Below are 21,502 nucleotides of genomic sequence, written 5' to 3'. Positions count from 1 at the left end.
TCAGGCCGTGTACGTGAAGATCTTGCCCGGATTCATCAGATTGCGCGGATCGAGCGCATGCTTGAGCGCGCGCATCACATCGACGGCATCGCTGCCATGCTCGTCGATGAGGAAATCCATTTTGTGCAGACCGATGCCATGCTCGCCCGTGCAGGTTCCACCCATGCGCAGCGCGCGCTCGACGATACGCCGGTTCAGGCGTTCGGCTTCGCTGAATTCCTCGGGCCGGGCCGGGTCGATCAGGATCGCGACGTGGAAGTTGCCATCGCCGACGTGTCCTACGATGGGGCAGGGCAGCGGCGAGCCGCGTAGATCGTCTTCCGTTTCGACCACGCATTCGGCCAGCCGCGAGATCGGCACACAGACATCGGTCGTGACGGCGCGACAGCCCGGCTTGAGTTGCAGCATCGCGAAATAGGCGTTGTGGCGTGCGTTCCAGAGCCGGCTGCGTTCCTCGGGGCGCGTGGCCCAGGCGAAACCGCTGCCCGCATGTTCGGCGGCGAGCGCCTGTACCGTCTCGGCTTGCTCCTTGACGCTCGCCTCGGTGCCGTGGAACTCGAAAAAGAGCGTCGGCGATTCGGCAAGCGTCAGATTCGAGTGACGGTTGATCGCGCGGATCGCGAGCATATCGACGAATTCCACGCGAGCGACGGGCACGCCGAGTTGAATCGTTTCGATGACGGTGCGCACGGCCTCGCCCATCGACGGAAAGGCGCAGACGGCGGCCGAAACGGCTTCCGGCTGCGGATAAAGCCGAACCGTGATTTCGGTGATGACGCCGAGCGTGCCCTCCGAGCCCACGAAGAGCCGGGTCAGATCGTAGCCGGCCGACGATTTGCGCGCCCGCGTGCCCGTCTTGATGACGCGACCGTCTGCGAGCACCGCCGTGAGGCCGAGCACGTTTTCTCGCATCGTCCCATAGCGCACGGCGTTGGTGCCCGAGGCCCGCGTGGCCGACATGCCCCCGATGCTCGCATCCGCACCCGGATCGATCGGAAAGAAGAGCCCCGTGTCGCGCAATGCTTCGTTGAGCGCCTTGCGCGACACGCCGGCCTCGACGGTGGCCGTCAGATCTTCCGCATCGATCGACAGGACGCGATTCATGCCGGAAAGATCGATCGATACACCGCCTTCCACCGCAAGCAGATGCCCTTCCAACGACGAGCCGTTGCCATACGGAATGACGGGCACGCCGTAGCGCGCGCAGAGCTCGATCGTCGTGCGCACGTCCTCGGTGGATTCGGCGAAGACCACCGCATCGGGCGGTTGAGGATCGAACGGCGACTCGTCGCGGCCGTGGTGTGCGCGTACCGCCTCGGCCGTTGAAACACGTTGACCGAAAGCGCTCGCGAGCGCGGTGAACAGTTCGGGAGCAAACGGCCGGCGCGGGCGCGGCGCAGCGGCGCCAGGACGTCCTTCTTGGGGATGCAGCGGATGAACGTCGGCGGGAGGACGGTCCATATCATCTCCGATATCGTTTTTGGCCATTCTACGCCGCCGCGGCACAGGCACGTGCCGAGGTGACCGGTGGAGCGTGCCGTTCAGCCGGCTCCTATAATGAGGCCGTTTCGGCCGCCGCCAGGGCGGCGAGCCGACGAGCAGCGACTACGAAGGAGACCTCGATGGGACACCGCTTGAGCAAGATCGCCACGCGCACCGGCGATGACGGCACGACTGGCCTCGGCGACGGCAGCCGCATACGCAAGGACGATGCACGAATCGCAGCGATCGGCGAGGTCGACGAACTGAATTCGCAGCTCGGCGTGCTGCTGGCCGAGCCGTTGCCCGAGGACTTGCGCGAGGTACTGACGGCCGTGCAGCACGACCTGTTCGATCTCGGCGGCGAGCTTTGCATTCCGGGCCATACGATGATCGGCGACGAACATCTGGCCCGTGTCGACGGCTGGCTCGCGCACTACAACGCCGCGTTGCCGCCGCTCACCGAATTCATTCTGCCGGGGGGCACCCGCGCGGCGGCGCTCGCGCATGTGTGCCGGACGGTCTGCCGCCGCGCGGAGCGCTCGATCGTAGCGCTCGGCGCAACGGTGACGCTGGAAGCCGCGCCCCGCCGATATGTCAATCGCCTCTCCGATCTGTTGTTCGTGCTCGCCCGGGTGCTGAACCGCGCCGGCGGTACGGGCGATGTCTTGTGGCAACGTCAGCGCCCCGAAAAATAGCCCGCGCAGTCTCGCCGATCCACCCGGTCAGTGGTCGCACGCAGGATGCTGCGGTGCGACAAAGTGTCGTATGTCGGATACACTCTCGTAAGATGTATTCTTGATCCATGTTTAGAAGGAGCCCTCCCGACATGACGACCCCCCTCACCGCAGACCAGATCGCACGCGTCAAGGCGACCGCGCCCGTATTCGCCGAGCACGGCGCAACGATCACCAAGCATTTTTACCGCCGGATGTTCGCGAACCGCCCTGAGCTGCGCAATCTGTTCAACCAGACGCACCAGGCGAGCGGCACGCAGGCTCATACGCTCGCCCATGCGGTCTACGCCTATGCCGCGAATATCGACAATCTCGGTGCGCTGGGTTCGGCCGTCGGCCGGATCGCGAACAAGCATGCGAGCCTCAATATCCGCCCCGAGCACTATCCGATCGTCGGTGAAAACCTGCTCGCGTCGGTCGTCGAAGTATTGGGCGATGCGGTCGACGAGCAAACGCTCGAGGCGTGGCGCGCCGCCTATGCGCAACTGGCGGGAATCATGATCGGCGCCGAGGCGAAGCTCTACGGCGCCGCGCCCTGGAGCGGCTATCGCCCGTTCGTCGTCTCGCGCAAGGAAGTCGAGAGCGACGAGATCACCTCGTTCTACCTGACGCCCGCTGACGGCGGCGCTGCGTGCGGGTTCGTGCCGGGCCAGTTCGTCTCGGTCAAACGCTATGTCGGCGAGCTCGGTGTCGACCAGCCGCGGCAGTACAGCCTCTCCGATGCGCCGCACGGCAAATGGCTGCGCATTTCGGTCAAGCGTGAAGCGGGGCGGGAAGACGTGCCGGCCGGGCGCCTTTCGACATTACTGCATGAGGGTGTCGAGGTCGGCTCGATCGTCGAAGTCACGGCGCCGATGGGCGAGTTCCGCCTCGATCTCGAAAAAACGACGCCGGTCGTGCTGGTCTCGGGCGGTGTCGGCGTGACCCCGATGATGTCGATGATCTCCACGCTCGTGGCCGCCGCGAGCCCGCGCCGCATCGCGTTCGTGCACGCCTGCCGCAACGGTCGCGTGCATGCGTTCAAGAGCTGGCTTGCACAGACGATGGCGACGCATGCGAACGTTTCGCGGGCAGTGTTTTACGAAGAAGTGTCGGAGACCGACCGCGAAGGTGTCGATTACGACCTCACGGGCCGCATCGATTTCTCGCGCATCGCCCATCGAGCGATTCTGCCCGATGCGGACTACTACCTGTGCGGGCCGGTTCCGTTCATGCAGCAGCAGCGCGAAGCGCTGATTGCGCTCGGTGTGGACGCGGCACGCATTCACACCGAGGTGTTCGGCTCCGGAGCGATCTGAACCGGAGGCCGGAACCGCATTGGCGCATCGATGCTTCAGTTGCCGCCGCCGCGGACGATGCGCCGCTGCTTGACGCTCTCCGCCAACCCCTCCAGCACGCCGACGCTTTCGTCCCAGCCGATGCATGCATCGGTGATGCTTTGGCCGTAGGTCAGCGTACAACCCTCCTGCAGATCCTGGCGCCCCGCGACCAGATGCGATTCGACCATCACGCCGACGATGCGCTCGTCGCCGCCCGCGATCTGCCTTCCGATCTCGGCGCACACGGGAATCTGGTTCTCGTGCTTTTTCGAGCTGTTGGCGTGACTCGCATCGATCATGAGCCGCGCCGCGAGGCCTGCTTTGCCGATGGCGGAGCACGCCGCATCGACGCTTTGCGCATCGTAGTTCGGGGTGGTGCCGCCGCGCAGAATCACATGGCAGTCCTCGTTGCCTGCCGTCGAAACGATGGCTGAGTGGCCGCCCTTCGTCACCGAGAGGAAGTGGTGCGGTTGCGAGGCCGCCTTGATCGCATCCACCGCGATCTTGACGTTGCCGTCCGTGCCGTTCTTGAAACCGACCGGGCACGAGAGCCCCGACGCGAGCTCGCGATGGACTTGCGACTCGGTCGTGCGTGCGCCGATCGCGCCCCAGGAGACGAGGTCCGCGATGTATTGCGGGCTGATCATATCGAGGTATTCAGTCCCCGCGGGCATGCCGAGTTCGTTGATGCCGACGAGCAATTCGCGCGCGGCGCGTAGGCCGTCGTTGATCTTGAAGCTGTTATCGAGGTAGGGGTCGTTGATGAGCCCCTTCCAGCCGACCGTCGTCCGCGGCTTTTCGAAGTAGACGCGCATGACCACCTCGAGCTCGCTCGCGAAGCGCTTGCGCTCGTGCACGAGCCGGCGCGCGTAGTCGAGCGCGGCCGCGGGATCGTGGATCGAGCAAGGCCCGACGATGACGATCAGACGATCGTCCATGCCGTGCAGGATGCGATGCATCGCCGTGCGCGCGCCGTAGATCAGATCGGCGACCGGCTCTGTGCACGGAAATTCGCGAATCAAGTGAGCGGGCGGCGTGAGCTCTTTGAGTTCGCGAATGCGGACATCGTCGGTATTGTGCGGGGCCATGCTGTATTTCTCCTTGTCGATTCGGTGTGGGGCGCACCTCTCGTTCCGTTCGGCGTGGTTCCGCGTGGTTCCGGATACGACGGACGAACAGTGAAGGTGCAGGGCTGGCGGGTCGCGGCGAAAAAAAAACCGCCGGACTCGCCGGCGGTTTTTCGGGAATTCAGGTTCGCGTCACGCGCTAACACCCCTCTCGATCCGCCGGCGGACTGAGATGCCAAAAGAAGTAAAAGTAAAACTTCGGGCTCATGAGTGGGGAAAGCGCGTTGGAAACGGGTATCCGGGCTTTATACGCTCTGCCGGCACGGCTGACAAGCCGTCGGAGGGGAAAAAAGCGAAAAATCCACGCGGGGCGACCGAACAACGGATATTTTTCGCGCGCCCGCGCGGATTCGAAGCCGGTTCAAAGCGTGCCGCCCACCGTCATCTTCTCGATGCGCAGCGTCGGCTGGCCGACGCCGACGGGCACGCTCTGTCCTTCCTTGCCGCACACGCCGACACCGGTATCGAGCGACATGTCGTTGCCGATCATCGTCACGTACTTAAGCGATTCGGGACCGCTGCCGATCAGCGTCGCCCCCTTCACAGGGTAGGTGACCTTGCCGTTTTCGATCATGTACGCCTCGGAGGCCGAGAACACGAACTTGCCGTTCGTGATGTCGACTTGCCCGCCGCCGAAGTTCACGGCGTAAAGCCCGTTCTTGACCGATGCGATGATTTCGGCCGGGTCTTTGTCGCCGTTGAGCATGTAGGTGTTCGTCATGCGCGGCATCGGCAGCGCCGCGTACGATTCGCGCCGCGCGTTGCCCGTCACCGGCATTTTCATGAGCCGCGCGTTGAGCGAATCCTGGATATAACCCTTGAGCACGCCGTCTTCGATCAGCGTCGTGCATTGCGTGGCGTTACCCTCGTCGTCGATGTTGAGCGAGCCGCGCCGGTTCGGTAGCGTGCCGTCGTCGACGACCGTGACGCCCTTGGCCGCCACGCGCTCGCCGATGCGTCCGGCGAACGCGGACGACCCCTTGCGGTTGAAGTCTCCCTCGAGCCCGTGGCCGATGGCTTCGTGCAGCAGTACGCCCGGCCAGCCCGGCCCGAGCACGACGGTCATGGTGCCTGCCGGCGCCGGCCGCGCATCGAGATTGACCAGCGCCGCATTGACGGCATCGTCGACATAGCTCGAGAGCACGTCGTCGGAGAAATAGCCGTAGTCGAAGCGGCCGCCGCCGCCGCCCGAGCCGATCTCGCGCCGGCCGTTTTGCTCCGCGATCACGGTGACCGAGACGCGCACCAGCGGCCGCACGTCCGCGGCGAGCACGCCATCGCTGCGCGCGACGAGCACGATGTCGTACTCGCCTGCGAGCCCCGCCATGACTTGCGTGATGCGCGGATCGCGCCCGCGCGCCATCTTTTCGACACGCTCGAGCAGCTTGACCTTCGCCGTGGCGTCGAGCGAGGCGAGCGGGTCGGCGGGCAGATAGAGATCGCGGCCCGCGATGCCCTTCAGGACACTCGCCGCCTGGATCTTTTGCTTGCCGCCGCCTGCCTTGGCGATCGAGCGCGTGGCCTCGGCGGCCTGACGCAACGCTTCGGGCGAGAGGTCGTCGGAGTAGGCGAATGCCGTACGGTCGCCCGCGACGGCGCGCACGCCGACGCCCTGGTCGATGCTGAAACTCCCCGACTTCACGATGCCTTCCTCGAGGCTCCATGCTTCGCTGCGCGTGGCCTGGAAGTAGAGGTCCGCATAGTCGACGCGGTGCGTGAAGATATCGGCGAGCGTACGTGTGAGCAGCGCCTCGTCGAGACCGTAGGGGGCCAACAAGACTTCCTTCGCCGTCGCGAGATTGCGAATGCCGGGTTCGATGATATTCATGCGGATAGTTCGAGAAAGGAGGCTGTGAATGTCGGAATGGCTGGCCGGGTTCGAACGATGGGTCGGTCGGGCATGGCGGCTAGGAGAGGACGCGGTGGCGCCACGCGGGGAGGCTGCGCCGCACTTCGTCGATGCGCGCGCCGTCGATTTCGCCCGCGACGATGCCGGCGCCTTCGTCGGTGCGCACGTCGACGATCTCGCCCCATGGATCGATCAGCATGCTGTGGCCCCAGGTGCGGCGGCCGTTTTCATGCGTGCCGCCTTGCGCCGCGGCGAGCACGTAGCACTGATTTTCGACGGCGCGTGCGCGCAGCAGCGTCTCCCAATGCGCGCGCCCCGTCGTATAGGTGAACGCAGACGGCACGACGATGAGCGCCATATCGCCCATGCGCCGGTAAAGCTCGGGAAAGCGCAAATCGTAGCAGACCGAGAGCCCCACGCGTCCGAACGGCGCTTCGAACGTGCGTACGTCGCGGCCCGGGCGGATCGTGCGTGCTTCGTCGAACGATTCGGCGCCCTTTTCGAAGTTGAAAAGGTGGATCTTGTCGTAGCGCGCGGCCTCGTTGCCCTCGGGATCGAACACGAGCGTCGTGTTCAGCACGCGCTCGGCGTCGGGCGCCGGATCCGTGACGGCGAGCGGAAGCGTGCCGCCGATGATCCAGATGCCGTGCCGGCGTGCCGCGTCGGCCAGAAACCGCTGGATCGGCCCATCGCCGTACGGCTCGCGCACGGCCAGCTTGTCGGCGTCGCGAAAGCCCATGAAGCAGAAGTACTCGGGCAGCAGGACGAGCCGCGCACCGTTGTCGGCCGCCTCGGCGATGAGACGGCCGGCGTCGTGCAGATTGCGCTCGCGCTCGGGCGTGCTGACCATCTGGACGGCTGCGACGCGAAAAGGCGCCGGGAATGCGTGTGGATCGCTCATGGGGGTCCGGTGGGCCTGGCGCACGGCGTGCGTCACTTGCCTGTCGATTCCGTTGCTTCGGCTGGAGCAGCCATCTTACCCCGATCGCCCGTGAGCCGCTCGACGTGCGGTTGCGACCATGACCCCGTTATTGCGTAGTGCGTGGCAAACGCGTGGGCGATCGACTGCGAGAGGGCGAGATTGGCGAAGAAGGCGCCGAGCCCCAGCAACGGATTGACGATCGTCGCCGCGATCACGGCCGAGCCCGCATTGACCGTCGGGGTCACCTGCACACGCAGATCCTGCGTTTCCTTCGCGAGATCGACCGTGCCCGAGAGGTCCGCCCGCGCCGGCGCCGTGACGAGATGGAAGTCGTCCGTTCGACCGATGCCGTCGGCGATGCGGCCCGTGCCCGTCACGCGCTCGAACGGCAGCCCTTCGCCGATGACGTCCCTGAAGTTGAGCGTGACGACGCGCGCGAGGCTTTGCAGGCTCAGCACGCCAAGCAGTTTCGCGACGCCGGGGTCGACCTTGAGGATCTGCCCATGATGGAGATCGAGCGCCATCTGGCCGCGCAGCGTCGGATAGTCGATGGCCGTCGGACCGCCGCGCCAGCCCACCTTGCCCGACAACGTGCCGGCCCCGCCCTTCACCGTGCGCGGCAGGCCGAACTGATCGAGTAGCGCACCGGCGTTGGCGATGTCGAGCTTGAAATCGATCGCCGTGCGGCGCGGCGAATTCCGATCGATGTCGTCGCCGAGCCGGCGCAGTGTGCGCCAATTCGCGGTCGCCGACAGGTGCGCGGCCGGATTCGCGAGATCGAGCTTGTCGAGTTGCCAGACGGGCACGCCGTCTTCATCGGTATTGTGCGCCTGGATGGCGAGCCGGCCGAAGCCACGCCCGCGTACGCTGAGTTCGTCGACGACGAGATCGATCGCCGGCATCCGTTCTGTTGTCGACGAAGATATCTGCCGCACGAGATCGTTGCCCACCGTGACGGGAACGGCCGCCTTCGAGAGGCGCGCCGTCAGCAGCCCGTTGGGGTTGGCCGGCGTGCCGGGTTGCCACGACAGCGTGCCCGTCACCTGATCCGATGCGAGTTGCGCCCGCCAGTCCTCGTCGGAGCCCGTGCCATCGAAGGCGACGTGGGTCCACTCGCGCTCGAGCAGCTTGAGGGTGTCCACATGCGCCGTCAGGCGAGTCGGCATGAACTGGCTCGCGAGGCCGCCGGCCGCCTTCGGCGATGCGGTTCGTGCCGAAGGCGGCGTTTGGATCGGCCTGGCGGCGGCGCGCAGCTCGGCAGCGATTGCGCGCCAGCCATCGCCGTCGAGCGACGCAAGCTCGGCCGTCGTACTGACGCCTTGGGCCGGCATGCGCGCGGCCGTACCGATGCCGATTGCGCCGCGCACCACCTCCAACGCCTGCGGATCGCCCGGTTCGCGGGCACCGCGCCGCAGCAGGTAAGTCGCGCTCGCGGGTCCCAACTGCAGCTCGGCGCGGGCCAACGCCCCGGTCTGCACGTCGGCGTCGGTTTTCGCCGCGTCGACCGAGAGCGAAAACGGCATCGGCGTGCCGAGCGGCTTGTCGAACGGCGCCGGGAAGTCGAGCCCGAGTCCGCTCAGGTCGGAACGGGCTTCGATCTGCGGTAGACCACTCCTCGTGCCGCGCACCGAGATCGTATAAGGCGCTGTGCCATGTAGGTGGCCGAGCAGTGTTCCGGCGGGACCCTCTATGCCGAGTTCGCGGGCGCTGTCGGCGGCGATGCGTCCCGCGATATCGAATGTATAGGCGCCCTTGGCGTCGAGCGCGCCGTTTGCACGTATCTCTCCGCCGAGCCAGCGTCCCGCCACGCGTTCGACGGCGAGCGTGTGCCCGGTGAAACGCACCCGCCCGGTCAGCGCATCGAGCGGTGGCCATTGTTCGCGTGCGAGGCTGTTCCCCTCGAGCCCGACCGTGCCGTCCACGCTTACGTGAGGCTCGGGTCCGCGCGGTACGGTGAGCGTGAGCGCGAGCGTCGCCGGGCCCGTCCCACGCAGCTTTTGCGTCGCATGATCAGTCAGGCTGGCGGCCGCGCTTTCGTTCAGATAGTCGAGGAAATCGGCGAGAGGCCCGTGCGCTTTGCCCTCGATGACGAGGTCCGAGCCGTGGTTGCCGAGATCGTCGATGCGTCCGGTCACCCGGTCCAGCGTGACGCGCTTGTAGCGCGCCCGACCGATATCGAAACGCAGCACGTTTTCGGCGAGCGAAAAGACGCCATCGATGCCGTCGAGCGCCGGCCAGACATCGGGCGCGCCGTTGGCGAGCGTCTTGGCGGGGAACGGCGAGGGATCGAACCGCGCGCCCGTGAACGGCGCAACGATGCGGAAGATGCCGGCTTTCGGATCGCGCGAGTAGGGGAACTGATCGAGCCCGCCATGGACCTCGATGGTCGCGTTGCGGGCGATGCCGTCTTGCAATCCATGTCCGAGGTAATGGCGCAAATGTTCGCCGATGCTCGTCGGCAAATAACGCGGGATGGAAGGGACTTTGGCGCGTTCGATTTTCGCGGAGAGATCGAGGGTGCCGCGCCCATGGCCCGGATTGGTGTAACTCGCGACGACGCTGCCGGCCGCATCGGCGTTTTCGACGCTGAGTTCGGGAACGGTGATCGCGAAGGCCTTGTGCGGCTGGCCGGGCGCAGCGGTGACGGTCCATTGGCCGCGGCCGCGCACCCGATCGAACGCGAGGCGCGGATCGTCGAATTCGCCGGGCAGCGTGAGCGTCGTATCGGCGGTGTCGACGGTGACGCTGCCATGGGCTTCGTCGGCATCGATCGAGCCCCAGAGGTTTTCGACGCCGGGCAGGCCCGCACGCGGATGCCCGGCCGGCGAAAGCCCCGGTGGCGGCTCCTGCGCCGCGAAGCTGATCCCTTCGAGGTCGCCCTTGAACCGGTAGCGCACGATCGGGGCGGTGCCGGAGACGCGCTGCTCGCTGGCAGCCAGCGCGTTGTCGGGGCGCGCGCGCTCCACTTCGATCACGTAGTTGGCGACGAGTCCGCGCGGGTCGAACCGTACGAGTTCGTCGCGAAAACGCTCCGGCACAGGCAGCGCGCGAGTGAATTCCGCAAGCACGCCCAGATCGACGCGATCGCCCGCCACGCTCATCAACTGACCGTGCTCCACATCGGGCACGCGATAGCGGCCCGTGAGCGTGGCGAGCGAGAGCGTGCGCGAGACCGGCGTGCCATCGGCGAGCGGCGGCTGTCCGAGTTCCGCATGCAGATTCGACAAGCGCAGGCGGTAGTCGCGCTGCGGCTCGATATCGGCGGCCCACTCGAATTGGGCGACGGGCAGGTCGAGCCGTGGCTGCGCGGGCCGAACCTGCAAGACGACATCGGCGCCTTGCAGCCGTCCGCGCGCCGAACGCAGTGCGCCGCCCGAAAAGTTCGCCCAGATTTCGTTGTCGATGCGCCCGCCATGGAGCTTCATCGGAATCTTCAGGTAACGCGCGAGCGCGGGCAGCTCGACGGGTCCCGTCGACAAATAGGCCTGTCCATTCCAATTCGCGGGCTTGCCGACTTCCGCCAGCGGCAGATGACGAAAACGCGCGCGAAAATCGAGCGCTCCCTTGAGCACGGTGCCTTCGGGCGGAGCCTGCAACGCTACGCGGTGTTCGAAGGCTCCGTTGAAGATGGCCGCCCGGATGTGGCGCAGGGCAAGCTCGGGGGCTTTACGCTGGTTGTCGCGCCAGCGCAGCGTGCCGTCGCGCAGCACGATGGCGCGCTGCGTGAGCACCCAATTCGAAAACGTGGTGTCGCTGCCGGTGTGAGTGGTCGGCACCTGCACGCCCGCAACGGTGATGGAGCCGTCTGTCGCGCGCGTCACGAGCACATCGGGGTGCTCGACGACGAGGCTCGCCAGCGCGGGCCTGCCCCGCATGAGCGAACTCCACGAGAGGGAGGCGCGGGCATCGGGCACCGAAAGCGCGATGTTGCCGTCGCGGTCGCGGATCGTGAGCCCGGTCACATCGAGGCCCGGCTCCAGTCCATTCCAGTGAGCGGCAAGTTTTTCGATGCGCAGCTCGGCGTGCAGCCGCGCGGAAATGAACGCCTCGATCCGCGGCCGAAAATCGTCGATGCGCGGCAAGACGACATAACGCAGTCCGATGAACGCCGCGCCGAGCGCGAAGTAGACGACGAGGGCGAATGCCAGGGTGGCTTTGAAAACCCGGCGCAGAAGCGGGGGATCGTGGCGCGTGCGTCCGGCAACGGCTTTTTCGACGGATTCCTTGCTGTCGGACATGCTGCGGCAGATCGGGGGTATGGTAGTTTGGCGTTTCGGACGTCGAATGTAACACAGCGCAGGCGCGGGGCGAGGCGCGCAAAGCCCGTGCCGCGTGGGCTGCCGGCGCGATAAACGCCGGCGCGCTCCTCACCCATCCATGTCGTGCGCAACAAGCGAGCCACATCGTTCATGACTGCAACCGCACTGCTGAGTTCCGCCTATTCGTCTTTTACCGCACGCGCGATCGCCGCGCGGCCCGAGCTGAACGGGCTCATTGCAGACTGGGCGCGCGCGCCGATCACGCGCGAGCACATCGACGCCCGATTGAATGCGCTCGCCGCGCTGGAGCGGCAGGCCCGCGGTAGCGCCGAGACCGGGCCGCTAGACGAGGATGCCCTGCGCCGCGTGCTGCGACGGTTGCGCGTGGAGGTGTTCTGCGCGGTCATGGAGCGCGATCTGGCCGGTCTTGCGGATGTCGACGAGGTAACCGGCACGATGACCGATCTTGCCGAGGCCGCCGTCCAGCATGCGCTCGCCACGCTCGAAGCCGAACTCGAAGCGCTCTACGGCGAGCCGCGCGGGCCGAGCGGCGAGCGGCTCGTGCTGGGCGTGGTCGGCATGGGCAAGCTGGGCGGGCGGGAGCTGAACGTATCGTCGGATATCGATCTCATCTTCGTCTACGAGGACGATGGCGAGACCGCGGGCGCGGCGCGGCCGCCCATCTCGACGCAGGAGTTTTTCACGCGCCTCGGCAGGCGGCTCATCGGTGCGCTGGCCGAGCCGACGGCGGATGGATACGTCTTTCGTGTCGACATGCGATTGCGGCCCAACGGCGACGCCGGACCGCTCGCGTGCAGCCTCGGTATGCTGGAAGAGTATTTCTACGTGCAGGGCCGCGAATGGGAGCGTTATGCGTGGATCAAAGGGCGGCTCGTCTCGGAAGGCGCGAGCGCTGCCGCGAAGCGTCTGGCCGCGCAGCTCGACGCGCTCGTCAAGCCATTCGTTTACCGACGCTACCTCGATTACGGGGTGATCAGCGCGATTCGCGCTTTGCATCGCCAGATCGGCGAGGAAGCGAGGCGCCGTGCCTCGATGCGTCCCGACAAGGCGGACGACATCAAGCTCGGTCGCGGCGGTATCCGCGAAATCGAGTTCAGCGCACAGGTGTTCCAACTGATCCGCGGCGGCCAGGATGCCTGCTTCCGCGTCAGGCCGACGCTCGCCGTGCTGCGCTGCGCGGCGGACCGCGGTCTGATCCCGGCCGCCGTGTGCGAGGAGCTCACGCAGGCCTACCGCTTTTTGCGTGTGCTCGAACACCGCCTTCAATACCGGCACGACGCTCAAACGCATGCCGTGCCCGTCGATGCCGACGAGCGGGCGCGCCTCGCGGCCTCGATGGGTTTCGCGGATTACGCGAGCCTCGCGGCCAAGGTGGACGAGTACCGCGAGCTCGTCGAAACGCAGTTCGATCAGATCTTCGCGGACAAGGTGCGCGACACCGGCGGCGAAGCGGCCGAAGCGCGGGCGGCAAGTATCTGGAGCAGTGCGCTCGACGACGATGCGGCCGCGCCGTCGTTGGCCGCGCGCCTCGAGGCGCTGGGCTTTGCCGACGCCGAAGACCTCCTCGCCCGGCTCGTCGGCATCCGTCGTTCGATGCGCTACCAGGGGCTGCCGGAGCGCAGCCGCGAACGGTTCGATACGATTGCGCGGCGGGCTCTCGAGGCGACAGCGGCGTGGGAGCCCGCCGACAAACGCAGCACGACGCTCGCGCGGCTCTTCGACTTGCTCGAGGCCGTGGGCCGGCGCGGCGCTTATCTCGCGCTGCTGAACGAGTATCCGGCCGCGCTCGATCGCGTACTCGCCGTGCTGGCCGCATCGCGTTGGGCGGCCGGCTACCTGACGCGCCATCCGCAGTTGCTCGACGAACTGCTCGACGACGAAGCGATCGCGAGCCCGTTCGATTGGACCGGGTTCAAGGCTTCGCTGCGCACCCGGCTGGCCGCGGCGGATGGCGTCGAGCATCAGATGGACCTTCTGCGGCACGCCCACCAAGCGGAGGTGTTCCGCATCTTGCTGATCGATCTGGCCGGCAAGCTCAGCGTCGAGCAGGTCAGCGACCGGCTGTCGGAGCTCGCCGATTCGGTGCTCGACGTGACGATCGAAGCGGTGTGGCGCCAACTGCCCAAACGTCACCGCGAATCGCCGCGGTTTGCCGTGATCGCTTACGGCAAGCTCGGCGGCAAGGAACTCGGCTATGCCTCGGATCTCGATCTGATCTTTCTGTATGACGACCCGGACGAAGCGGCCGCCGAAATCTATGCCACTTTTACGCGGCGTCTCATCACGTGGCTCACGACGGCGACGGGAGCCGGCACGTTGTTCGACGTCGATTTGCGGTTGCGGCCGAACGGCGAATCGGGCTTGCTGATCACCGATCTCGATGCGTTCCGGCGTTACCAATTGCGCGAGGGCGATGCAGCCAATACGGCGTGGGTTTGGGAGCACCAGGCCTTGACGCGCGCACGGTTTTGCGCGGGCGATGCGCAGATCGGGACCGAGTTCGAGGCGATCCGCAAACAGGTGCTCACGATGCCGCGCGAGGCGGGGCCGCTTGCGACGGAAATCGTCGCGATGCGCGAGCGCGTCGCAGCCGGCCATCCGAACCGCAGCGACCTCTTCGATCTCAAGCACGATCGAGGCGGCATGGTCGATATCGAATTCATCGTCCAATACTGGGTCTTGCTGCACGCCGCGCGCGACCCCGAGCTCATTCTCAATACCGGCAACATCGCGCTGCTGCGCGAAGTAGCACGCTATGGGCTCATGCAGCCGGAAGAGGCGGAGACCGTAGGCGGCGCTTACCGCGCTTATCGCAAACTGCAGCACCGCTTGCGGCTCGATGGCATGGAGAAGGCGCGTGTACCGGCCGCGCAAATCGCCGCCGAACGCGATGCCGTGCTGCGGTTGTGGCAGCGGGTGTTTGGGTGAGGGCTTGCACCGGCGCCAGCGGGCGGAGCCGCGGGCCGCGAGCCGGCGGTCCCTAAGCCGCGAGCATCTCCTTGGCGTGGCGGCGCGTGGTGGCCGTGATTTCGAGGCCGCCCAGCATGCGCGCCACTTCCTCTATCCGGCTCGTACGGTCGAGCTGCGTCACGGTGGACATCGTGCCGCCGTCCGCCGTACCGGCTTTGGCGACCTGGAAGTGGTGATCCCCGCGCGCCGCGACCTGCGGCAAATGCGTCACGCAGAGCACCTGCCGATCGCGGCCCAGTTGATGCAGCAGCCGGCCGACGACTTCCGCCACGCCGCCGCCGATGCCCGTATCGACTTCGTCGAAAATCAGTGTCGGCGTCGGGCTCGCGGCGCTGGCGATCACCGCCAATGCCAGGCTGATACGCGCGAGTTCGCCGCCCGAGGCGACTTTGGCGAGCGGCCTGGGCGGCACCCCTGCGTGGCCTGCCACGCGAAATTCGATCTGTTCGAGACCGTGCGCACCGCCTTCGGCGAGCGGGACGAGCGCGACTTCGAAGCTGCCGCCGGCCATGGACAGCTCCTGCATGCCCGCCGTGACCGCGGCGCTCAATGCTTTCGCCGCCTTCGCACGTGCTTTCGAGAGCTGCTTCGCCTCGCGCAGGTAGGCTTCATGCGCCGTGGCGACGGCCGCTGTCAGCGTATCGAGATCCGCCGCGGCGTCGAGCGCGGCCAATTGCGCGCGGCGTGCCTCGTGCTCGGCCGGCAGCGTTTCCGGTTGCAACCGGAACTTGCGGGCGAGCGAGTGCAGCGCATCGAGCCGGGCTTCGACCTGCGCGAGCCGATCCGGATCGAGCTCGAGCTTTTGCGCATAGTGGGTCAGCGAATAAACGGCCTCGCGCAATTGAATTTCGGCGGGCTCGAGCGAGGCGAGCGTGTCGCCGAGCGCCGGATCGATATCGGCCAGATCGCGCAGTTTCGAGACGATCGAGCCGAGCCGGCCGAGCATGGCATTGTCCGCCTCCGACAGCGCATCGACGGCGCCGCGCACGCCTTCGATCAGATTTGCGGAGTGCGCGAGCCGACGGTGCTCGGCGGAGATTTCTTCCCATTCCCCGGCTTGCGGTGAGAGCTTGTCGAGCTCGGCAAGCTGCCATGCGAGGCGCTCGCGCTCGAGCTGCAGCTCGCGATCGCGCGTTCGAGCGAGCTCGAGCGCATGTTGCGCATCGCGCCAGCTTCGGTGCGCGCTTGCCACCGTGGCGGCAGACGCCGTGAGGCCCGCATGGGTATCGAAAAGCGTGCGTTGCGCATCGGGGCGCATCAATAACTGATGGGCATGCTGCCCGTGGATATCGACGAGCCGTTCGCCGAGCTCGCGTAATTGCGCGAGCGTGGCGGGCGTGCCGTTGATGAACGCGCGTGAACGCCCGTTGGCATCGACGACGCGTCGCAGCATGACCGCGCCGCCCGCTGCGTCGGGCTCGGGCCGCGCGAGCGCCTGGTCGTCGAGCCAGCGTTCGACCTCCGCCGTGGCGCTGAACTCCGCCGTGATATCGGCGCGGCTCGTGCCGGTGCGCACGACGTCGGCGTCCGCGCGTGCGCCCAGCGTCAATGCGAGTGCGTCGATGAGGATCGATTTGCCGGCGCCGGTTTCACCCGAAAAAACAGTAAAGCCGCGGTCGAATTCCAGGTCGAGCGCGGCGACGATGACGAAGTCGCGTATCGAGAGGTGGCGGAGCATGGGAATGGTGAGGTTGACGTCGTGTTCTCGTATGGGTTGCCGACGGCTGAGGCCGCTCGGGCGCCGTGGTCCGTCGGCGCGCCTCGTCTAGAGCGGCCCTGTCGCGTTGTCCGGTTCCTCGCCGCCGGACGGATGCTCGTTCCAATGGAGCTTTTGCCGCAGCGTCGCGTAATAGCTATAGCCGACGGGATGCAGAAACGGCACGGTGTGACGCGAGCGCCGCACTTCGATCGTGTCGTTGAGCTCGAGCGCGGTAAACGATTGCATGTCGAAATTCACGTTGACGTCGCGTCCGCCGATGATCTGGATGCCGAGCTTGCATTCGTCCGGCACGACGATCGGGCGATTCGACAGCGCGTGCGGAGCGATCGGCACGAGCACGAGACCGCGCAGCTGCGGATGAAGAATGGGGCCCTGCGAGGACAGCGCATACGCGGTCGAACCCGTCGGCGTGGCGACGATGAGGCCATCCGAGCGCTGGTTGTACATGAAGCGCCCGTCGACGAGCACGCGCAGCTCCGCCATGCCGGAAAAACCGCTGCGGTTGACCACCACATCGTTGAACGCGAGCGCGTGATAGATCGGCTCGCCCGCGCGCATGATGCGCGCTTCGAGCAGCGTGCGCTCCTCGCGCTCGAAACTGCCCGCGAGCATCTGCGGCACGCGCTGTTGCATCTCGGAGACGGGGATATCGGTGATGAACCCGAGCCGCCCCTGATTGACGCCGATGAGGGGCGTACGATAGGGCGCAAGCTGGCGGCCGATGCCGAGCATCGTGCCGTCGCCGCCCAGCACCACCGCGACATCGGCCCGCGCGCCGATTTCGGCCGGCGTGAGGGACGGATAGCCGCCGATGCCGATATCGCGCGCGGTCTCGGCTTCGAATACCACTTCGAAGCCCCGCTGCGCGATGCAAGCGGCGAGCGCCGCCAGCGGCTCGCCGATGCCGGGCGTGTTGCTGCGCCCGACGAGCGCAACGGTCTTGAACTGGGTGCCAATATTCATGCCGGCATTACACCATAGCTGGGGTCCTAAAAGAACCGTTGTTCCACCCGGTCCCGCAATATTGATTTGTCGCTAGAATGATGACGTGCCGATGAAGGGCGGGCCGCGCGCCGGGACCCGCCGTGCGGCAACCCGAACGCCCCCAGGCGGCCCGGGGACCATCGGCGATTGGCTAAAATTTTGCGTCATGCTAGAACCACGCGCACAAACCTTGTTGAAAACCCTGATCGAACGCTATATCGCGGAAGGTCAGCCGGTCGGCTCGCGCACGTTGTCGCGCTATTCCGGGCTCGAATTGAGTCCGGCGACGATCCGCAACGTGATGTCGGACCTCGAGGAGATGGGGCTCGTGGCCAGTCCGCATACGTCGGCGGGCCGGATCCCGACGCCGCGCGGCTACCGTTTGTTCGTCGATACGATGCTGACGGTCGAATCCGTCGCGGACGAGGAAGCCGTCACACGGGCCGTCAAACGGACGCTGCAGCCCGGCGAGCCGCAAAAAGTCGTCGCGGCGGCGGCCAGCGTGCTGTCGAACCTGTCGCAATTTGCCGGCGTCGTGCTGACGCCGCGTCGCAGCCACGTGTTCAAGCAGGTCGAATTCATGCGGCTGTCCGACAAGCGCATTTTGCTGATCATCGTGACGCCCGAGGGCGATGTCCAAAACCGCATCATGGCGACGCGGCGCGAATATTCCCCCTCGCAACTCACTGAAGCGTCGAATTACATCAATGCGCACTTTGCGGGGCTCTCGTTCGACGAGGTCCGCCGGCGGCTGCGCGAGGAAATCGACGAACTGCGCGGCGACATGACGGCGCTCATGCACGCGGCGGTGACCGCGAGCACGGACGAATCCGACACCGGCGAAACGGTGCTGATCTCGGGCGAGCGCAATCTGCTCGAAGTGGCGGACCTTTCGTCCGACATGGCGCGGCTGCGCAAGCTTTTCGACGTATTCGACCAAAAGACGAGCCTCCTGCAATTGCTGGATGTGTCGAGTCATGCGCAGGGCGTCCAGATATTCATCGGTGGCGAATCGAATCTCGTCCCGATCGAGCAAATGAGCGTCGTGACGGCGCCTTACGAGGTCAATGGGACGATCGTCGGCACGCTCGGTGTCATCGGGCCGACGCGCATGGCCTACAGCCGTGTGATCCCGATCGTCGACATCACCGCGCGATTGCTGTCGACCGCGCTCAGTCAGCACTAGACTTTGGCGCGGCGTCGGCACCGGTAGGTCGCCGGCGGGCCATGGGCGAATGATGCACGGTGCGGGCAAAGCCCCGCCATTGGCCGGATGGCCGAATGTCGGGCAGCACGGGCGGCTCGCTATAATGCCCTTCACGTGAACCGAGCTTGTGCCGCGCCGCTCAAGCCTTGCTACGATTGCCCATGCGCTTCGATCTCGAGCTGCCGTCGCAGCCTGCCACGTCTCATCGCGTCGCCGTGCTGCTGATCAATCTCGGCACGCCCGATGCCCCGACGCCACGCGCGGTGCGCCGGTATCTCGCGCAATTCCTGTCGGATCCGCGCGTCGTGGAAATCCCGGCGCTCGTCTGGCAGCCGGTGTTACGCGCATTGATCCTGCCGTTCCGGGGCCGCTCGTCGGCCCGAAAGTACGCGTCCGTCTGGATGCAGGAAGGCTCGCCGCTGCGCGTCCACACCGAAAAGCAGGTCGAAACGCTGCGTACGCTGCTGCATGCGAACGACTATCCAGTGATCGTCGAGTATGCGATGCGCTACGGCACGCCGGGCATCGGTGCGATGCTCAACCAGTTGAAGCTGGCGGGCGCCGAGCGCGTGTTGTTGATGCCGATGTATCCGCAATATTCGTCGTCGACCACGGCGACCGCGTTCGACGCCGCATTCGCGGCGCTCGGGCGCATGCGCAATCAGCTCGAAATCCGCACCGTGCGGCACTATGCGGATCATCCGGCCTATATCGGCGCGCTGGCCGAGCAGGTGCGGGCGTACTGGGCTGTCCATGGCACCCCGAATTTCGCCTCGGGCGACAAACTGATTCTCAGTTTCCACGGCGTGCCCAAGCGGACGCTCGATCTGGGCGATCCCTACCATGGCCAATGCCAGCAGACGGCGGCAATGCTGACGACGGCGCTCGGATTGACGGCCACCGAATGCCTCGTCACGTTCCAGTCGCGGTTCGGCCGCGCGCAGTGGCTGCAGCCCTACACCGCGCCGACCCTGCGCGAACTCGGGGCGGGCGGCGTGCGCCGGGCCGATGTCTTCTGTCCGGGCTTTACGGCCGATTGCCTGGAAACGATCGAGGAAATCGGGATCGAGGTCCGCGACGAATTTCTGCATGCCGGCGGCAAGGAATTTCATCGCATTCCATGCCTGAACGCCGCACCGGCCTGGATTGCCGCGCTGGGCGAAATCGTCGCGCAGCAGCTTCAAGGCTGGCCGGCGCAGGCGCCAGCCGCGGCCGGCGCGCTCGCATGACCACGCGGCGCTTCCAAAGCGCACCGGCGTGCGCGCACTTGCGGGCGGCGGGCAGGATCGTTGCGCGCAAGCGTACGGACGCGGTGCGCGCCCCGAGCCCATTTCAGCGATTGCCATGAACTTCAAGATTTCGACGGAACCGGGTGCGCGCCTGCGCATCGACAAATGGCTCTGGGCCGCGCGCTTTTTCAAGACGCGGTCCGTGGCGGCTGACGCAGTGGACAAGGGCCGCGTGCGAATTGGCGGCGCGACCGTGAAGCCAGCCAAGGAAGTCCGGGTGGGCGATCTGGTCGTGATAGAAATCGACCGGCTCAGCTGGGAAGTCCGCGTGGTGGGTGTATGCGAGGTGCGCGGGCCGGCCGCTGTGGCACAGACGCTTTACGAGGAAACGCCGGAAAGCCGCGCGAAGCGCGCGGCCGAGGAGCAACGGCGCCGTACCTATCGCGAGCCGGCAGCCACGCTGCACGGGCGGCCGACGAAGCGCGACAGGCGCGTCATCGACAAACTTTCAGGTGGGGATTGAAAAGTTGCTCGAAAGTGGCATGGACGGCACCATATTCCGTCGTTCTGTCGGTGACGGCGCCGGAGATGCAGATGGTCGTGGTCCCCGCGACGAGTACCAGCGCGACCACCGCAATTGCAAAGGTCAGTTTCACGGTACTCCCCCAATGGAGATGAGCGGGCACGGACACGAAAAGCGGTTCGAAACGATGCTGCCGGGCGCCATGCAGTGCTCGCGGGTCGCGGGCCTTGCACGGAAAAACACCTAGACGAAAACCAGTGTAGGGCAAACCAGAATGGTGCTCAATGCGGTTTCGGTACTGGTGCCGTAACCAGTGTTACCGTTCGTTTCCCATGCACGGGACCGGTGCGAAAAAGCCGCGTTTGCCTCTTGAAACGCCATATGGCGCCCCCATTTGCGCCGGGATGCGTGAGCGTGGAGTTGCTTTTCCGCAACAAACAGCGCTCCGGCGGCGCGGTGACACACACCCGAGCGAGCCGGCGCGCGAAATGCACGCTCTGTACGACTTCACCTTTAGGACGATTTCGCGACATGGAACACCCGCAAGACAACCCCGCTGATCAGAACCCCGCTTCGGCAGGCGATACGGCGCAACCCATGGCTGAGAGCGTCGCCACGCAAGCGGCACCCGCTGCCGAGGAATCGCAGGCGCAGGCCGCCAACCAGCAGGCTGCCAATCAGGCCGAGACGGCACTCGCCGAGGCTCAGGCCAAGCTCGTTGAACTCGAGGAGAGCTTCCTGCGCGCCAAGGCCGAGACCGAAAACGTACGCCGCCGCGCGGCCGAAGACATCTCGAAGGCGCGCAAATTCGCGATCGAGGCTTTTGCCGAGCACCTGCTTCCCGTGGTCGACAGTCTCGAGGCCGCGCTGTCGGACTCGTCGGGCGACATCGCGAAGCTGCGTGAAGGCGTCGAATTGACGCTGCGCCAGTTGACGGCCGCCATGGAAAAAGGACGTGTCGTGGCACTGAACCCTGTCGGCGAGAAATTCGATCCGCACCAGCACCAGGCCATCTCGATGGTGCCGGCCGATCAGGAGCCCAATACCGTCGTATCGGTGTTGCAAAAGGGTTATGTCATCGCCGACCGCGTACTGCGGCCGGCCCTCGTGACGGTGGCCCAGCCCAAGTAACCGCGCCGGGCGCCCGGGCGCAACG

The 21,502-nt window shown here is 66.2% G+C and carries 14 protein-coding genes; 7 read left to right on the top strand and 7 right to left on the bottom strand.

The window, feature by feature from the left end; all coding sequences use genetic code 11:
* Positions 1-1,461 carry an FAD-binding oxidoreductase gene (locus tag ACO1XS_RS04185; protein WP_486390070.1) on the bottom strand — a complete coding sequence of 487 codons (1,461 nt, stop codon included), beginning with the start codon at positions 1,459-1,461 and terminating at the stop codon, positions 1-3.
* Between the two features lie 161 nt (positions 1,462-1,622).
* On the opposite strand from ACO1XS_RS04185, the gene ACO1XS_RS04180 reads away from it, so the two are divergent.
* Together ACO1XS_RS04180 and hmpA are read left to right on the top strand one after the other, a co-directional pair.
* Positions 1,623-2,177, top strand: a complete 555-nt coding sequence (locus tag ACO1XS_RS04180; RefSeq protein ID WP_486390069.1) for a cob(I)yrinic acid a,c-diamide adenosyltransferase — start codon at positions 1,623-1,625, stop codon at positions 2,175-2,177.
* Between the two features lie 131 nt (positions 2,178-2,308).
* Positions 2,309-3,514, top strand: a complete 1,206-nt coding sequence (gene hmpA / locus ACO1XS_RS04175) for an NO-inducible flavohemoprotein (protein ID WP_486390068.1) — start codon at positions 2,309-2,311, stop codon at positions 3,512-3,514.
* A gap of 35 nt (positions 3,515-3,549) precedes the next feature.
* Here hmpA and aroG read toward each other — a convergent pair whose 3' ends face one another.
* The 4 genes from aroG to ACO1XS_RS04155 form a co-directional block, all read right to left on the bottom strand.
* The gene (aroG, locus tag ACO1XS_RS04170) at positions 3,550-4,623 is read right to left on the bottom strand and encodes a 3-deoxy-7-phosphoheptulonate synthase AroG (protein ID WP_331567966.1); all 1,074 of its coding nucleotides are present in this window, start codon (positions 4,621-4,623) and stop codon (positions 3,550-3,552) included.
* 400 nt (positions 4,624-5,023) lie between these two features.
* The gene (gene tldD / locus ACO1XS_RS04165) at positions 5,024-6,490 is read right to left on the bottom strand and encodes a metalloprotease TldD (protein WP_331567965.1); all 1,467 of its coding nucleotides are present in this window, start codon (positions 6,488-6,490) and stop codon (positions 5,024-5,026) included.
* Positions 6,491-6,569: 79 nt separating this feature from the next.
* Positions 6,570-7,412 carry a carbon-nitrogen hydrolase family protein gene (locus ACO1XS_RS04160; protein WP_331567964.1) on the bottom strand — a complete coding sequence of 281 codons (843 nt, stop codon included), beginning with the start codon at positions 7,410-7,412 and terminating at the stop codon, positions 6,570-6,572.
* Positions 7,413-7,444: 32 nt separating this feature from the next.
* A complete protein-coding gene (locus ACO1XS_RS04155; protein ID WP_331567963.1) occupies positions 7,445-11,671 on the bottom strand; it encodes a YhdP family protein in 4,227 nt (1,408 codons plus the stop codon).
* 171 nt (positions 11,672-11,842) lie between these two features.
* On the opposite strand from ACO1XS_RS04155, the gene glnE reads away from it, so the two are divergent.
* A complete protein-coding gene (glnE, locus tag ACO1XS_RS04150) occupies positions 11,843-14,641 on the top strand; it encodes a bifunctional [glutamate--ammonia ligase]-adenylyl-L-tyrosine phosphorylase/[glutamate--ammonia-ligase] adenylyltransferase (protein WP_331567962.1) in 2,799 nt (932 codons plus the stop codon).
* Positions 14,642-14,693: 52 nt separating this feature from the next.
* Here the strand turns inward: glnE and recN are convergent, their stop codons facing one another.
* Complete coding sequence (gene recN, locus ACO1XS_RS04145) at positions 14,694-16,361, bottom strand: DNA repair protein RecN (protein ID WP_486390067.1); 1,668 nt, start codon at positions 16,359-16,361, stop codon at positions 14,694-14,696.
* 87 nt (positions 16,362-16,448) lie between these two features.
* A complete protein-coding gene (locus ACO1XS_RS04140) occupies positions 16,449-17,366 on the bottom strand; it encodes an NAD kinase (protein ID WP_331567960.1) in 918 nt (305 codons plus the stop codon).
* A gap of 187 nt (positions 17,367-17,553) precedes the next feature.
* Here ACO1XS_RS04140 and hrcA point away from each other — a divergent pair, with 187 nt between their 5' ends.
* From hrcA to grpE, 4 genes are all read left to right on the top strand, one after another.
* Positions 17,554-18,573, top strand: a complete 1,020-nt coding sequence (hrcA, locus tag ACO1XS_RS04135) for a heat-inducible transcriptional repressor HrcA (protein ID WP_331567959.1) — start codon at positions 17,554-17,556, stop codon at positions 18,571-18,573.
* Positions 18,574-18,755: 182 nt separating this feature from the next.
* The gene (hemH, locus tag ACO1XS_RS04130) at positions 18,756-19,823 is read left to right on the top strand and encodes a ferrochelatase (RefSeq protein ID WP_486390066.1); all 1,068 of its coding nucleotides are present in this window, start codon (positions 18,756-18,758) and stop codon (positions 19,821-19,823) included.
* Positions 19,824-19,938: 115 nt separating this feature from the next.
* Positions 19,939-20,346 (top strand): RNA-binding S4 domain-containing protein, encoded by a 408-nt coding sequence (locus ACO1XS_RS04125; protein WP_331567957.1) that lies wholly within the window; start codon positions 19,939-19,941, stop codon positions 20,344-20,346.
* 531 nt (positions 20,347-20,877) lie between these two features.
* Complete coding sequence (gene grpE, locus ACO1XS_RS04120; protein WP_331567956.1) at positions 20,878-21,477, top strand: nucleotide exchange factor GrpE; 600 nt, start codon at positions 20,878-20,880, stop codon at positions 21,475-21,477.
* Positions 21,478-21,502: the final 25 nt, after the last annotated feature.

The organism is Trinickia sp. (assembly GCF_057351765.1).
The sequence above is the reverse complement of the archived record's forward strand: the minus strand, read 5'-3'. Positions and strand labels throughout refer to the sequence as shown.